Consider the following 13,909-nt stretch of genomic DNA (forward strand, 5'->3'; position numbering starts at 1 on the left):
GCTGCGAAAGGCCTAAGCGATCATTCCGATATACACGTTCCCGTTTTCAACTTTAACAGGGTAAGTCTTAATGGCACATTCATCACCGGAGAGACATTCCCCTGTATCCAGTGCAAAGGTTTTCTTATGAAATGGACAAGCCACCTTTGGCGTATCCCCCAGCGAACCCAACATTCCCCTACTCAAAATCATCTGCCTTTTATGCGGACATTCATTCTGGGTAGCATACCATTCATTGCGGCGTGCAAAATAAAATAGCGCGACCTGTTGATTGTTTAGCTTGAGACAAACCCCGCCATTCTCGATAGCATCTTCTATTTTACAGGCTTGAAGCCATTGTGTGTCTAGTTGCATTTCCATGTGATTTTCTTTAAAAAGGTTTTGTATTATATGTTTAAATAGTTTTAAGGTTCCAATCAGCGGCTTTCTTCTGTCCACGCATCGTATCGAAACGTACAGTATCATCTTTTTGATCAGGCGCATTGACAAAGTGCACAAAACGCTTACGAATATTCGGGTCCTCTACTGCAGCTTTCCATTCACAACGGTAGCTATCCACTAATTTCTGCATATCGCTCTCCCAAGCTTCCCCCATACCGAGGCTATCCTCCACCACCACATTCCGTAAATAGTCTATTCCACCCTCCATTTTATTGAGCCAGGGTGCAGTACGGGTCAGCGGATCTGCAGTACGAATGTAAAACATCAAAAAACGGTCGATGTAACGGATACAGGTTTCACTGTCTATATCTGAGGCCAGCAATAAGGCATGCTGTGGCTTGCTTCCTCCATTACCACAAACGTAGAGATTCCAGCCTTTTTCAGTTGCTATAATTCCAAAATCTTTACTTTGTGCTTCGGCACACTCCCGAATACAGCCGCTCACGGCCGACTTAAGTTTATGCGGAGCCCGTAACCCCCGGTAACGCTCCTCTATACGTATCGCGAATGAAACACTATCGTGGAGACCAAATCGACACCAGGTACTGCCGACACAGCTTTTTACAGTACGCAGTGCCTTTCCATAGGCATGTCCACTTTCAAATCCGGCAGCAATAAGCTCTTCCCAGATAAACGGGAGGTCATTGAGGTGTGCACCAAACAGATCAATGCGTTGTCCTCCCGTAATTTTTGTATATAAATTATATTTTTTGGCTACTTCACCGATGACGATCAATTTGTCAGGTGTAATCTCACCTCCCGGGATCCGTGGAACAACAGAATACGTCCCTCCTTTCTGAATATTGGCCAGGTAGCGGTCATTACTATCCTGCGCCACATCATTTCCCTTGCCCAAGATCATTTCATTCCAAAGACTGGCGATTAACGAAGACACCAAGGGTTTGCACACTTCACAACCATGTCCCCTACCCAATGCATCCAGCACGTGATCATAACTTTTCAGCTCGTGAATTTTGATCAGGTCGTACAGCTCCTGACGGCTCAGGTCAAAATGCTCACATATTGTATTACGAATATATTTCCCCTGTTGTTTCATGGTGTAGTTGACCAGATCTTTTACCATAGGTACACAGCCACCGCAACCCGAACCAGCTTTGGTACATTTTTTAACAGCCTCCGCATTTTCGCAATTATGTGTAATCACCGCATCACAGATCTGCGCTTTGGTAATCCCTTCACAACTGCAGATCAATGCCTGATCCGGTAGGGCTTCCAATCCCGAAGAAGCCGATTTGCTCTCACGCTGTTCCCCAAACAGCAGCAGTTCGGGATGCTCAGCCAAAGGCATACTATTGTTGACCATTTGCAGGAGCATGTTGTAACTGGTAGCCTCGCCCACGAGAATTCCACCGAGCAGGCGCGTACCGTCCGTACTAACGTTCAATCGTTTATAGACACCTTTATTGCGGTCCTCCAGCAGGATTGTCCGGGCATAAGGTTCACTGACAAATGGATCACCGAAGCTGGCCACATCCACCCCCATCAGTTTTAATTTGGTACTCATATCAAATCCTTTGAAGGATTTTTCTTCCCCTATAATATGAGAAGCAGCAATTTCGGCCATTTCATACCCTGGAGCAACCAGACCATAGATCATATCATTGACCAGCGCACACTCCCCGATGGCATATACAGCAGGGTCGGAGGTCTGCATCTGGGCATTGACAAGTATTCCGCCACGTTCTCCGACTGCTAATCCAATTTTTTTTGCAAGCTCATCCCGCGGACGGATACCAGCAGAAATCACCAGCATATCTGTTTCGAGCACCGTACCATCGTTAAAAGCAATACCGGTAAGGTGTTCATCTCCGAGTAGCTGGCTTGTCGATTTTTGTAATAGGCAGCTTAACCCCAATTCAGCCAACTTAGCTTCCAGCAGGGCACTCGCACTCGCATCGATCTGCCTGGGCATCAATCGCGGTGCAAATTCAATCACTGACGTCTCTTTGATCCCCAGATCAACAAGCGCTTTTGCGGCCTCTAAACCCAAAAGTCCGCCCCCCATAACTGCTCCTCTTCTCGCTGTTGCGGCATAAGCTTTGATCAATTCAAGATCTTCGATGGTGCGATAAAGAAACACACCTTGCTTTTCTACACCGGGGATGGGCGGAACAAAAGCTGCGGAGCCTGTTGCAAAGATGAGGTAGTCATAATGAGTAACTTGCCCCTTTAATGAACAAATCTCTTTTTTACTTAAATCTACATCAACAACGGGATCATTTAAATGAATTTTAATATTATTCTCAGCGTACCAATCGTTTTTTGAAAGAAAAAGCTCATCAATCGATGAAATTTTAAAGTAATCTGTCAGATGTACGCGATCATAGGCACGAATTGGCTCTTCTGCAAACACCGTTATTTGTAGATCGGGAGATTTTTGTTTTAATTTTTCACAAATCTTATTCCCAACCATACCATTTCCAATAATTACAATATTTTTTCTTTCCATAGCATCTGTTTTTTTGTTAAAAAAATCAATTATATGATTTCACAGCACTAATTTATGAAATAAAAAATCAAAAAATCAACAAAAAGATGATTTTTATCATATTTTTTCATTAAAAAACTTATAAAAATTGAATATTTAGTGATATTAATCATAATTTTTAATACATTTACATATATAAACACAGCAAATTCAGACAAACCATGAAAAAATCAACCGAAAAATCACTATTTATTGTTGGATCTGGTCCAGGAGACCCAGAATTACTCACCATTAAAGCTTATAAAGCGATACAAAATGCGAAAGTTATCCTATATGACAACTTAATCAACGAGAAAATCCTCAATATAGCGGACAAAAACTGTATAAAACGTTATGTTGGCAAGCATCCATATGGCAAATACGTACCACAAGAAGAAATAAATGACCTTATTCTTTACTATTGTCAAAATTTTGACCATGTGGTGCGCTTGAAAGGCGGCGACCCCTATCTTTTTGGACGTGGTTTTGAAGAATGGCTCACCGTGAGAGACCAAAATATAAATGTTACCTATATTCCGGGAATTAGCAGCATGCAAGGTGCGGGTCTCAATAGCATCCCGCTCACGCATCGTGGTGTAAGCGAAGGTGTATGGGCATTGACCGGTATGAAAAAAGATGGCAGCCTATCGGCCGACCTTCCACTAGCTGTCCAAAGCAAATCGACCGTGGTGATTTATATGGGGATGCGTAAACTTGATGAGATTGCACGTACTTATGTGCTCTATGGCAAGGGAGATACACCCGCGGCCATTATACAGCACGCGAGTCTGCCACAACAAAAGCAGGTTTTATGTAAAGCAAAAGATCTTGTGCGAGCTAGTCGGGAGAATGGCCTCGGGCACCCGGCCATTATTGTCATCGGTGAGGTCGTCAATTTACATCATGCTGTTTCAATCGCTATGGAACAACGTCATATTGTATAACTCAAAGATATGTAATCAAACAGTGCACAATTGGTACCAGAATAAAAAAAGCCCCATCCGGAGGCTCTTCTATCATATTATGTGGTATTTTTCTACCAATTGTTATTGGACTTGCTGTCATTGATATGTTTGGAGAAATTACCCATATATTTAGTAATGAATGCATCTAATCCTTCCTGCAAGCTTTTTCGGGCCACTTTGCCATTGCTACCATATAGCGCTTTTTTTGACATGAAATGATTGGTACCGTTCAACGGATATTCACCTCCGCCTGGCGACTCAAAATATTTGTAATTCGGTGCGAACCTTATTTTCGAATCTTTGAAATCCAAGGTAGTCTTATAATAAAAATCATCGTACGTTTTTGAACCCAGACAGGTCGTATTAACAGCCTTCTGCTCCATCACATCGATCACAATTTGTTCGCCTTCGATTTTCGTTTTTACTTTCTCTTCTTTGACCCGTCAGCAGTATCGACAAAATCCTTCACGATATTTTCATTTACCTCTCCCGCCTAGGCATACTTAAAATGTCTTCCTGCTCCTTAGCTTCCCGTTTACTCAATTCCATCAGATCTAAATCAGGATGATAAATGGATTGGTAGTTATTTGAAAAGATAAACCGAAAATATCTGGCCGTTCCTGCGGCCTCCGCAAACTTTTTCGGATCTTCATAAAATGATTCCTTACCCATATACTGTTCGCCGGGCATTGCAAGTGCCCTACCCGTTTTATCCTTGTCCGACCATCCGTCCTGACGGTTAAAAAAGGAGATATCCGATTTATAGTTTTGATATTGACCCTGATACACATGTGTCTTCTTCTTCGGATCCGTATACGTTAGCTTAAAATTGATATCATCCACAAAATCAATCTTATAGGCGGTCTTTTCTTTTCCGAATACAATTCTCATCTCATTGTCCTCCGAATTTGATGGTGATCTTTCGTATTTGGCTTGAAAATACCAGGTTGTATGCTGAAGCGGATAAGTCTCCGTAGCAGGAAACGTGTAATTATCTGAAGAAAAAGGAAATTTTTGTCCTTTGTCATAGATCAGCAGGAATTTTATAGTATGAAGCCGCTTACTGTCAATGGCGGTATCGCTGGCGATCATATACCTAACCACAGGATTGTTAAACGTAGCTTGATAGGTGTTCGCATCGATCTGCTCGAGCTTAGGCTCATAATCAAGCAAGCGCGCTCTAAAAACGCGAAGATCGGCGGCCGTATTATAAGTCAGCAACAGTTCATTCTTATTGTCCTGCTGTCTGGTGGACAACGACAATCTTTCCTTGGTCTGCGGATGTATATAGAGGCTATCATTTACCCGCTGGAATCCTGTTGGTAGCAGATAGTTTTCGTTTAACCGAACAATTTTATCTGCTTGAACCCCTTCATCGGTATACAGATGAATGAAATTTCTTGGATAGAATTTCTGTGCAAATAGGCTATTCCCCATACTGCATATCAACATCAGCAGACTCAGCAACCTCAGTATTTTTCTGTTCATTTTTGTTTTTTATGATCTATTTGACCCTAAAGATAGAAACAACATCGTAGAAGGCGGATCTATTTTAATATTCGCATTGGATCAGTTATGATTCGCGGAATTCTGCAAAATATAGCTGACTCCTTATCTCTAAACCTTAAAGGTAAAAGTCAGCGCAAAATACAGGAGGACAAGCCAGATCAGCAGAAAGACGCCATAAGCCGGCTCAGCTGCCCCATGTAATTCATCAACAATATGGCAACGACAACATGTAGGCAAATAGCGATCAAGCTCAACCCGGAGTTGGACATAACTTTATATTTATTAGCAAATATAATACATTTGATATAAGGCCGTACAACCCCATGTCATCGATTAAGCTGAAAAGATAATTCGAGAGTCACTTTACAGGCAAAAGCCCGGCATTCATGCTAGGCTTTTATTTTTGGATCTATCCAATAAGCAGTGTGCTGTGTGTGGCTAAAAAATTCCATGGGTGTCACGTGACAGTCCATGGTATCCTGCAATCCCCCGTCGGTATAACTTATCAGTTCTTCGGAGGGGACAACCATTCCCGTTAGGATAGCCGATTCATCCAGACAGTTTAAATCGGACAATAGGACATTGATATTGTTGGATACAACCCATTGTTCCATCTCTGCTTTGGTCAGCTGCTGTACCCTTTCGGCCAAAAATTTAGCTTCCTCAAGTTCCTTTTCGACACTATTGGGATAAAATAGCTTGAGGAATGCAACATACTTATCAAAATGTTTCGTGCGGATGGCTTCGTTGCGCAGGAATTGCCTCTCCCCCAATTGTCCGTACTCCTTCGCATATTTACGCAGTTCCAATTCCGACAATTCCCGATCCGACCAGTGTGCCAGCTCCGACAGAGCATACACATCGGTGCCCTGTCCATCACATTTATTTAGATATTCCCAGACATCCCCCTCAACGATTTTGGGTTTATTATGTTCCAGGATGTTATATCCCTCGCCAATCCACGCTTCAATTTGTTCCCGTTTCATATATCAATTTTTAATTTAACACCTACTCCCTAATCGACAAACACCCATCCAACCGTGTCAAGTCCGGCAGCATGTACGATCCATCGTCCCGATTATTCTATCTTATAAACAATCGGCCGGAGCCGAAAGTTTCCCACAAAAAAAGAAAAGGCCAGGAACATACAAGAATCCTGACCTTTATAACTAAGTTATCCATCAAATGGATTATCATAAGGACAAGATCCAATTGGAAATAGTTTAAAAAAACTTCAACGAGCCATTTTTTTAAAAAGCGCTATTTTTTCTGTCAATTTATCATGTAAAATTTGACAGTTTTGGTGCAAAAATTTCAGTTTTTTAAGCTCGGTATTTTTTTTGTGGACTATTTAATACAGTCGGCCGGCTGGCAAATTTAAATTATTGTTAAACTTCATTAAAAGGAGGTTACTATGAAACTTGCAAAAAGAAACTGGAACAACTTTTCACTTTTTTCGCCCATGTTTGATAATTTTAACCGTGAGCTTTTAAATTGGGACAACAAAAATTACTCATCAACAAGTACCACCGTTCCTGCGGTCAACATCAAGGAAAACGGAGATACCTTTGAGGTCGAGGTTGCAGCGCCCGGCATGGCAAAGGACGATTTCAAGGTAACGCTTGACGGCAACCTGTTGACGATTTCTTCTGCTAAGGAAGAAAAGAATGAGGAGCAAACAGACAACTATACACGCCGTGAGTTTAGCTACCAATCTTTCCAACGTAGCTTTGAACTTCAAAAAGATGTCGTCGATCAAGATAACATTCAGGCGCGTTATGAAAATGGCATGCTGCGGTTAACCATACCAAAAAAAGAAGAGGCCAAACGAAAAGAACCGCGGCTTATCGAGATATCTTAAGATCCAAATAGCAACTTTAACTTGGTTAGCCTCCAGTGGAGGCTAACCTATTTTTTAGTCTTTAATACAAAGATTATGAAAACATCGAATTATTATATTGAATTACAGATGTACTGCCACGGACGTTACATCACTATCGCCAGTTTTGACCAGAACAGCTGCGAAAAGATTATTCATGAATTATTTGATGAATTACTTGGTGACCATCAAGCCTCGGACATCCGACGATTGCGTATCAATCTTCTACTGAACGACACTGAGGTTTCGAAGACACAATTACGATCAATACACTGTACACTGGATGAATTGGCAGAAAACACCAAGATCATCATCAAGAAGACCTTCCGGTCAGTAAATTTCGACTGACGGCAGTCCGTTCTGGCATTCAGGACAAATTATCGGCTTAAAGTTCATTTAAGCACACTTTTTTTACAATTGTTTTTTCTTTCACCCTTGATTTTTATCAAATTGATTTTTAATTTGGGAGCGGTTTTTTCAAAAAAGGTACCTGATACCGCAAACCGACATTTTTTAAAAGCTAATATTCTATTTAAATATAAATTTTAGTTATTGGATCATGTTAACAAAATTACTAATTACAAACACAGACCGACATTTTTCTTTCAGGCCATTTTTTATCGCACTTATTGTGCTGGCAAACAGCCTTTATCTATCGGGGCAAACCGCAAAACCGCTCAAATCCAGTTTTGAAGCGAGGTTGATCAATATTGAGGCCCCTAGCAATGAACCTTTTCGTTATACGACGACCCTGACCAATGGATCTGCTCAATTAGTCAACTACAACTTGAATGCACAGCTACCCGACGGATGGCAGATTAGCTACCGCGTAGAAGGGTCACAAGTGACTTCCCTACAGATGCAGCCCAATAAAGTACAGGAAATCAGCATTGAAATCAGTTGCCCCATCACTGCTAAGCCCGATAAATATAAAATTCCGGTAAGAGCTATATCTTCACAAGATACCCTACAACTCGATCTGGAAGCAGTCGTCAAGGGCTCTTATGCACTTGAGCTGACCACACCAAGTGGAAGACTCAGCGACGAGGTCGTATCCGGCAGCAGCAAGGAAATTCTGCTTAAAGTCAAAAACACGGGCACACTCCCCCTAAACACATTGGACCTCAGTTCACAGCTACCCAGTAGATGGGAAGCCACCTTTAACCCCACCACGATCAAACAGCTGGAAGCAGGCAAATCCGTAGACGTTAAAGTCAACCTAAAGGTTCCCGACAAGACTATCGCCGGTGACTATGCGGCCAAATTCGAGATCAAATCGTCCAACAGCAATGCTGACATTTCGTTCCGCATGATCGTCAAGACCTCCCTGTTATCGGGTTGGATTGGCATGCTGGTCATCGTATTGGCCATTGGTTTGGTGTATTACCTCATCCGCAAATACGGACGTAGATAAGGGGGACACATAAAGATTATCATTATGAAGGATCCTATCATTCAACTGACGGGTCTGACCAAAAGCTATGGCAAAGTAATCGCCGTAGACAAGTTGGACCTGCAGATTTATCCCGGAGAAATCTTTGGCCTACTCGGACCCAATGGTGCCGGCAAGACGACCAGCATTCTGATGATGCTTGGCCTGACCGAACCCACGGCTGGTACGGCCTATGTCTGTGGCCATAATGCCACCCGCAATCCGATAGCTGTCAAACGCAAAGTGGGCTATCTACCAGACAACGTGGGCTTCTATCCCGAGATGACCGCATTGGAAAACCTCTGTTTTATTGCCGAGTTAAACGGGCTTACAAAATCCTATGCACAGGCCTGCGCCAAAGATATGCTGCATGTCGTGGGTCTCGAACAGGAGATGCATAAAAAAACAGGTGCCTTTTCCCGTGGGATGAAACAGCGCCTAGGCTTGGCCGAAGTGCTGATCAAAACACCTGAAGTTGCCATTTTGGACGAGCCTACCCTCGGTATCGACCCCAAAGGTGTCGACGAATTTCTGGAACTTATCAAGCGGCTCAGCAAAGAGCATAATCTCACGGTACTGCTCTCTTCACACCATCTGCACCAGGTACAACGGGTGTGCGACCGCGTGGGCATCTTTGTCGGCGGAAAGCTGCTGGTCGAAGGATCGATCGAGCACCTGGCCCACAACCTGCAGCAGCAGGAAGGTGTCACCACAGCGATCACGCTGGAAGCCCCGGGCGATATGGCACGCTTTGAAGAAGCGTTAAAAACCCTGCCCGGATTCCGCAAGCTTACCGTAACCGGCTATTCGATAGAGCTGCAAACCGATGCCGATGTCACTGCTGCTGCTGTGCGCCTGCTTGTAAATAGCGGAGCAAATGTCGTCGCTGTGAGCCGTAACGATTATAAGCTCGACGATATCTATAACACATATTTTGAGAATAGCATAACAACAAAAACTGCACATGAAAAATCCAACGGTTTCTTCAAAAGATATCAATAGCCACCCCGCGGCCGCGATGCAGGTATTGGTCAGCAAAGAAATCGCCGCACATATCCGCAGCTGGCGTTTTAACATATTGATCCTGCTTATCGTGCTCACTTTTGGGGCCTCCTTATACGTTTCGAGCATGGGCCTAAAAGACGCTGTCAGCAATATGCGTGATCCAGACCAGTCGTTTCTGTACCTCAAGCTGCTGACCACAACGGACAACTCGATTCCTCCTTTCCATGTATTTCTGAATTTCCTGGCCCCTTTGCTGGGCATCGCACTCGGTTTTGATGCCATCAATGCGGAGTACAACAATGGTACGCTCACTCGTCTGATGGCCCAGCCCATCTACCGCGACAATCTGCTGTTTGCCAAGTTTTTGGCCCCGCTGATTGTTGTAGGCACTTTATTTATTGCACTCGTACTACTGATGATCGGTGGTGGTCTGCTCGGCACCGGCGTAAGGATCGAGCCACAGGAACTGCTTCGTATCCTCGGATTTACTTTAATTAGTGTACTGTATGTAGCCTTCTGGCTGAGCCTGGCCATCCTGTTGTCGATACGCTTTCGTCAGCCGGCCACTTCGGCGCTTACGGCAATCGGGATCTGGTTATTTTTCACCGTATTTTTTCCGATCCTGGTCAATCTGGCGATCCGACCTTTCTTGCCGAATCCGAATTATATCTCAGAACAGGAGTACCTAGCTTACAATGAACTGATCCTAAATCTTCTTCGGCTATCACCAAGCCAGCTTTATACCGATGCCACGACGACCCTGCTGATGCCTTCGGTACGCAGCCTTGGTCCTATTGCCATGGAACAGATGGTGGGCGCCATTCCTTCACCGCTCTCGTTCCGGGAAAGTTTCTTGATGGTCTGGCCGCAGGTAAGCGGACTCACAGCCGCCATGATGATCTGTTTTGCCTGGTCCTATTATATTTTTATGCGAAGAGAAATACGGAGCTAAATAGCGCTACGGGATCCGATTGATTGCATAACTTGCCTAAGCCAACCAGGCGGGGATCCTGCTCTAAAAAAATAACAAAGGCTGCACTGTCCGATAGGACAGGCAACCTTTGTCAAGTATATAATGAATAAAAAATGGGTACTTAATCTTTATTTTCCTTTTTGTAAGCCAAGTAGAATACGATGGGCAGAATGGAAAAGGAAAGGATCATACAGATAATCAATCCACCGACAATCATAATGGCCAAGGGTTTCTGGATTTCAGATCCCATGCCATTGGACAGTGCTGCAGGCAATAAACCCATTGCCCCCATGAGTGCAATCATTAAGATCGGTCTGATCCGGCTTTTTACCGCTTCATAAATAGCAGGTTTCAAGCCCATCTTGTGCAGCAGGTTTTCCTTCATGACGCCTATTAAGACAATTCCATCGATCGTTGCCACGCCAAATAGAATAATAAAACCGATACCCGCCGAGATCCCGAATGTCGTCCCCGTCATCCACAGGGAAACAAACCCGCCGATAAATGCAAAGGCAAGCGTCAGGGAGGAGATCAGCGTATCTTTAAGATTGCCAAAATTGGCGTAGAGCAAGAGCAAGATCAATAACAGGGAAACCGGTACCACGTTCATCAGCTGTTTGGTGGCCCTTTCCTTGCTTTCAAACTCACCGGCCCAGACAACCTTGTATGACTTGGGCAACTTAACGTCAGCCGCGACCTGTTTTTTCGCATCTGCGATGGTACTGCCCAGATCCCTGCCTTCAATATTAAATCCGACACCGATGTAACGGGAATTTCCGTCGCGATAGATAAATGCCGGTCCAGTGTGATAGTCGATGGTTGCGATTTCCCGCAGCGGTACCTTCTGGTCGTTCATCGTCGGGATAATGATGTTTCCGATCTTTTCGGGGCTGTCCCGATACTGTTTCTGAAAGCGCAGGCGCACATCAAAGATGCGCTCATTATCGTAAAAGTGCGTCACGGACTGCCCCCCGATCGTCATCTCAATGACCGACTGCACATCCTTGGTGGACACACCATATTTTGCCATCTTCGAATCGTGCAGCTGAATCCGTAGTTCTGGTAAGCCTATATTTTTGAACACATTCACATCCGTGACGCCATCCACCTTCTTAAGCGATTGGGCAAAGCTATTTGCTTTATTTTCCAGATCCTGCAGATTTTCACCAAAAATCTTGATTACCAGCGGGCTTTTCACACCGGCCACGTATTCCTCCACATTATCCTGAATCGGCTGGCTGAACCCAAAATTAATCCCCGGAAAGGTCTGTAGGCTATCCCGCATCTGAGCGATCAATTTTTCCTTGGGTATCTTCCGCTTCCACTCCCCTTCGGGTTTCAGTTCAATGTTAAATTCGATATTAAAAAATCCGGTCGGATCCGTTCCGTCATTGGGCCGGCCCGTCTGCGTCATAATAAAATCAATCTCATCAAACTGCTTAATCAATTTGGTTTTCATTGTTTTTGTCAACTTGACCGATTCCTCCAGGTTGACACTATTAGGCAAGGTCGCACGGACATAAATGGCACCTTCGTTGAGCTTGGGCAGGAATTCCGAACCGTAATGGCTAAAGCGCACCATACAAACAACCAGCACCAGTCCAAAAAGTGCCAAGGTCCATTTCGGATGATCAAAAGCCTTTTTGAACCCACTAAAAATTACCTTTCGGCTGACCCTGGTTATTTTATTTTCATCCTCTTTGATATTCGTCTTCAGCAGATACTTACACATTGCAGGCACATAGGTCAGACTCAGGACCAGGGAGCCCAGCAGGGCATAGCCAAGGGTAAAAGCCAAAGGTGAAAACATCTTTCCTTCCACCTTTTGAAAAGAGAAAATCGGTGTCAGTGCGACAATCAGTATCAGTAAGGCAAAAAAGATATACCCCGCCACCGAACCCGCGCTTTTTTTAATGATCCCCAGTTTGGATACCTTGTTGAAGCGGGCCGTGCCAAGCCGGTGCGCCTCCTTTTCCAGGGAGACAAAAACCGTCTCCACGATGACCAGCGTCCCTTCGAGCAGCAACCCAAAGTCCAGTGCCCCCATGGAAATCAGATTCGCCGGCAGCCCTTGAATTTTCAATAAGATAATCGCAAACAGAAAGGCCAATGGAATCACTGAGGCGACAATAAAAGTCGTTTTCCAGTTGTTCAAAAAGATAAAGACGATGACTGACACCAGGATAACCCCCTCAATCAGGTTTTTTGACACGGTATGCACGGTGTTGTTCACCAATTTTGTGCGGTCGATGACCGGTTCAATCTTGACATTTTCCGGCAAGATACGGCCGTTCAATTCCTCAATTTTTTCTTTCAGCCGCGTTACTACCGCCGATGGGTTTTCACCCCGGAGCATAATGACGATGCCCTGTACCAGATCATCGTCCTCATTGAGCCCCACCTGCCCCAGCCGCGGCTTGGCACCCAATTCTATTTCAGCCACATGCTTGACCAAAATGGGCGTGTTGCCCACCACTTTGATCAAAATATTGCCAATATCATCTATTTTATCCAGCAGTCCCACACCACGCACGACATAAGCCTGGTTACCTTTTTGTATCACATCTCCCCCCACATTGATATTGGAGCGCGATACCGCTTCATACACATCCAATGGTGAAAGGTTGTAGTTGGCCAGTTCCGTTGGATTGATCTTTATTTCATAAATCTTTTCCTCACCACCAAAGCTCACGACATCCGCTACCCCCGGCACCCCGACGAGTTCCCGTTCGATCACCCAGTCCTGAATCGCAGAGACCTCCTTGATCGGAAGGTTGCTCTTGATCACATAGCGGAAGATTTCCCCTGTGGCCCCCGAAGGTGGTTCGATGGAGCTTTCGGCCCCTTCCGGCAGATCAATGGAGCGCATCTTATTACCCGCATACTGCTGTGCGTAGAAGTCTTCCACAGCATCCTCAAATTGCACCGTCACGACAGACAGCCCAAAAAGCGAGATGGACCGAACATCCGTCTTTTTCGGGATGGTATTCATCTCCTTGGTGACGGGCAGCGTAACGAATTTCTCAATTTCTTCGGCACTGCGCCCCGGCCATTGCGTGATGATCCGAACGCGTGTATTGGTCACATCCGGGAAAGCTTCAATCGGTGTATGCAGGTACGCATAAATTCCGCCGAACAATAAGGCCAGCGTAAAAAACAGCACCACCAGTGAATGTTTCAGTGAAAATGAAACGATATTTTGTACAACTTTCTTCAT

At 44.5% G+C, this 13,909-nt stretch carries 12 protein-coding genes; 6 read left to right on the forward strand and 6 right to left on the reverse strand.

Going from position 1 to position 13,909, the window contains the following annotated elements; translation table 11 throughout:
* Nucleotides 1-12: 12 nt before the first annotated feature.
* Together nirD and nirB are read right to left on the reverse strand one after the other, a co-directional pair.
* Nucleotides 13-360, reverse strand: a complete 348-nt coding sequence (gene nirD / locus D7322_RS06715; RefSeq protein ID WP_245971274.1) for a nitrite reductase small subunit NirD — start codon at nucleotides 358-360, stop codon at nucleotides 13-15.
* 34 nt (nucleotides 361-394) lie between these two features.
* Nucleotides 395-2,911, reverse strand: a complete 2,517-nt coding sequence (gene nirB, locus D7322_RS06720; RefSeq protein WP_121122518.1) for a nitrite reductase large subunit NirB — start codon at nucleotides 2,909-2,911, stop codon at nucleotides 395-397.
* 200 nt (nucleotides 2,912-3,111) lie between these two features.
* On the opposite strand from nirB, the gene cobA reads away from it, so the two are divergent.
* Nucleotides 3,112-3,873 (forward strand): uroporphyrinogen-III C-methyltransferase, encoded by a 762-nt coding sequence (gene cobA / locus D7322_RS06725; RefSeq protein ID WP_121122520.1) that lies wholly within the window; start codon nucleotides 3,112-3,114, stop codon nucleotides 3,871-3,873.
* Nucleotides 3,874-3,965: 92 nt separating this feature from the next.
* Here the strand turns inward: cobA and D7322_RS06730 are convergent, their stop codons facing one another.
* The 3 genes from D7322_RS06730 to D7322_RS06740 form a co-directional block, all read right to left on the reverse strand.
* Nucleotides 3,966-4,280, reverse strand: a complete 315-nt coding sequence (locus D7322_RS06730; RefSeq protein WP_147430306.1) for a hypothetical protein — start codon at nucleotides 4,278-4,280, stop codon at nucleotides 3,966-3,968.
* A gap of 94 nt (nucleotides 4,281-4,374) precedes the next feature.
* Entirely contained in the window at nucleotides 4,375-5,382 is a 1,008-nt protein-coding gene (locus D7322_RS06735; protein ID WP_121122524.1) for a hypothetical protein, read from the reverse strand.
* Between the two features lie 410 nt (nucleotides 5,383-5,792).
* Entirely contained in the window at nucleotides 5,793-6,389 is a 597-nt protein-coding gene (locus D7322_RS06740) for a hypothetical protein (RefSeq protein WP_121122526.1), read from the reverse strand.
* Between the two features lie 428 nt (nucleotides 6,390-6,817).
* Here D7322_RS06740 and D7322_RS06745 point away from each other — a divergent pair, with 428 nt between their 5' ends.
* The 5 genes from D7322_RS06745 (at nucleotide 6,818) to D7322_RS06765 (ending at nucleotide 10,671) form a co-directional block, all read left to right on the forward strand.
* A complete protein-coding gene (locus tag D7322_RS06745) occupies nucleotides 6,818-7,264 on the forward strand; it encodes an Hsp20/alpha crystallin family protein (RefSeq protein WP_121122528.1) in 447 nt (148 codons plus the stop codon).
* A gap of 75 nt (nucleotides 7,265-7,339) precedes the next feature.
* Entirely contained in the window at nucleotides 7,340-7,630 is a 291-nt protein-coding gene (locus tag D7322_RS06750; RefSeq protein ID WP_121122530.1) for a hypothetical protein, read from the forward strand.
* 211 nt (nucleotides 7,631-7,841) lie between these two features.
* Nucleotides 7,842-8,696 (forward strand): COG1470 family protein, encoded by an 855-nt coding sequence (locus D7322_RS06755; protein WP_121122532.1) that lies wholly within the window; start codon nucleotides 7,842-7,844, stop codon nucleotides 8,694-8,696.
* A gap of 24 nt (nucleotides 8,697-8,720) precedes the next feature.
* Nucleotides 8,721-9,716 carry an ABC transporter ATP-binding protein gene (locus tag D7322_RS06760; RefSeq protein WP_121122534.1) on the forward strand — a complete coding sequence of 332 codons (996 nt, stop codon included), beginning with the start codon at nucleotides 8,721-8,723 and terminating at the stop codon, nucleotides 9,714-9,716.
* On the forward strand, nucleotides 9,679-10,671 hold the full coding sequence (locus tag D7322_RS06765; protein WP_121122536.1) for an ABC transporter permease: 993 nt from the start codon (nucleotides 9,679-9,681) through the stop codon (nucleotides 10,669-10,671). The genes D7322_RS06760 and D7322_RS06765 overlap by 38 nt, the downstream gene beginning before the upstream one ends.
* A gap of 142 nt (nucleotides 10,672-10,813) precedes the next feature.
* Here D7322_RS06765 and D7322_RS06770 read toward each other — a convergent pair whose 3' ends face one another.
* Entirely contained in the window at nucleotides 10,814-13,909 is a 3,096-nt protein-coding gene (locus D7322_RS06770; protein ID WP_121122538.1) for an efflux RND transporter permease subunit, read from the reverse strand.

This window comes from Sphingobacterium puteale, from assembly GCF_003627955.1.
Lineage (GTDB): Bacteria > Bacteroidota > Bacteroidia > Sphingobacteriales > Sphingobacteriaceae > Sphingobacterium > Sphingobacterium puteale.

Coding starts and splice junctions, on each gene's coding strand:
- D7322_RS06770 (WP_121122538.1), bottom strand. CDS start 13,909: ATGAAGAAAGTTGTACAAAATATCGTTTCATTTTCACTGAAACATTCA.
- D7322_RS06750 (WP_121122530.1), top strand. CDS start 7,340: ATGAAAACATCGAATTATTATATTGAATTACAGATGTACTGCCACGGA.
- nirD (WP_245971274.1), bottom strand. CDS start 360: ATGGAAATGCAACTAGACACACAATGGCTTCAAGCCTGTAAAATAGAA.
- cobA (WP_121122520.1), top strand. CDS start 3,112: ATGAAAAAATCAACCGAAAAATCACTATTTATTGTTGGATCTGGTCCA.
- nirB (WP_121122518.1), bottom strand. CDS start 2,911: ATGGAAAGAAAAAATATTGTAATTATTGGAAATGGTATGGTTGGGAAT.
- D7322_RS06735 (WP_121122524.1), bottom strand. CDS start 5,382: ATGAACAGAAAAATACTGAGGTTGCTGAGTCTGCTGATGTTGATATGC.
- D7322_RS06740 (WP_121122526.1), bottom strand. CDS start 6,389: ATGAAACGGGAACAAATTGAAGCGTGGATTGGCGAGGGATATAACATC.
- D7322_RS06755 (WP_121122532.1), top strand. CDS start 7,842: ATGTTAACAAAATTACTAATTACAAACACAGACCGACATTTTTCTTTC.
- D7322_RS06760 (WP_121122534.1), top strand. CDS start 8,721: ATGAAGGATCCTATCATTCAACTGACGGGTCTGACCAAAAGCTATGGC.
- D7322_RS06745 (WP_121122528.1), top strand. CDS start 6,818: ATGAAACTTGCAAAAAGAAACTGGAACAACTTTTCACTTTTTTCGCCC.
- D7322_RS06765 (WP_121122536.1), top strand. CDS start 9,679: ATGAAAAATCCAACGGTTTCTTCAAAAGATATCAATAGCCACCCCGCG.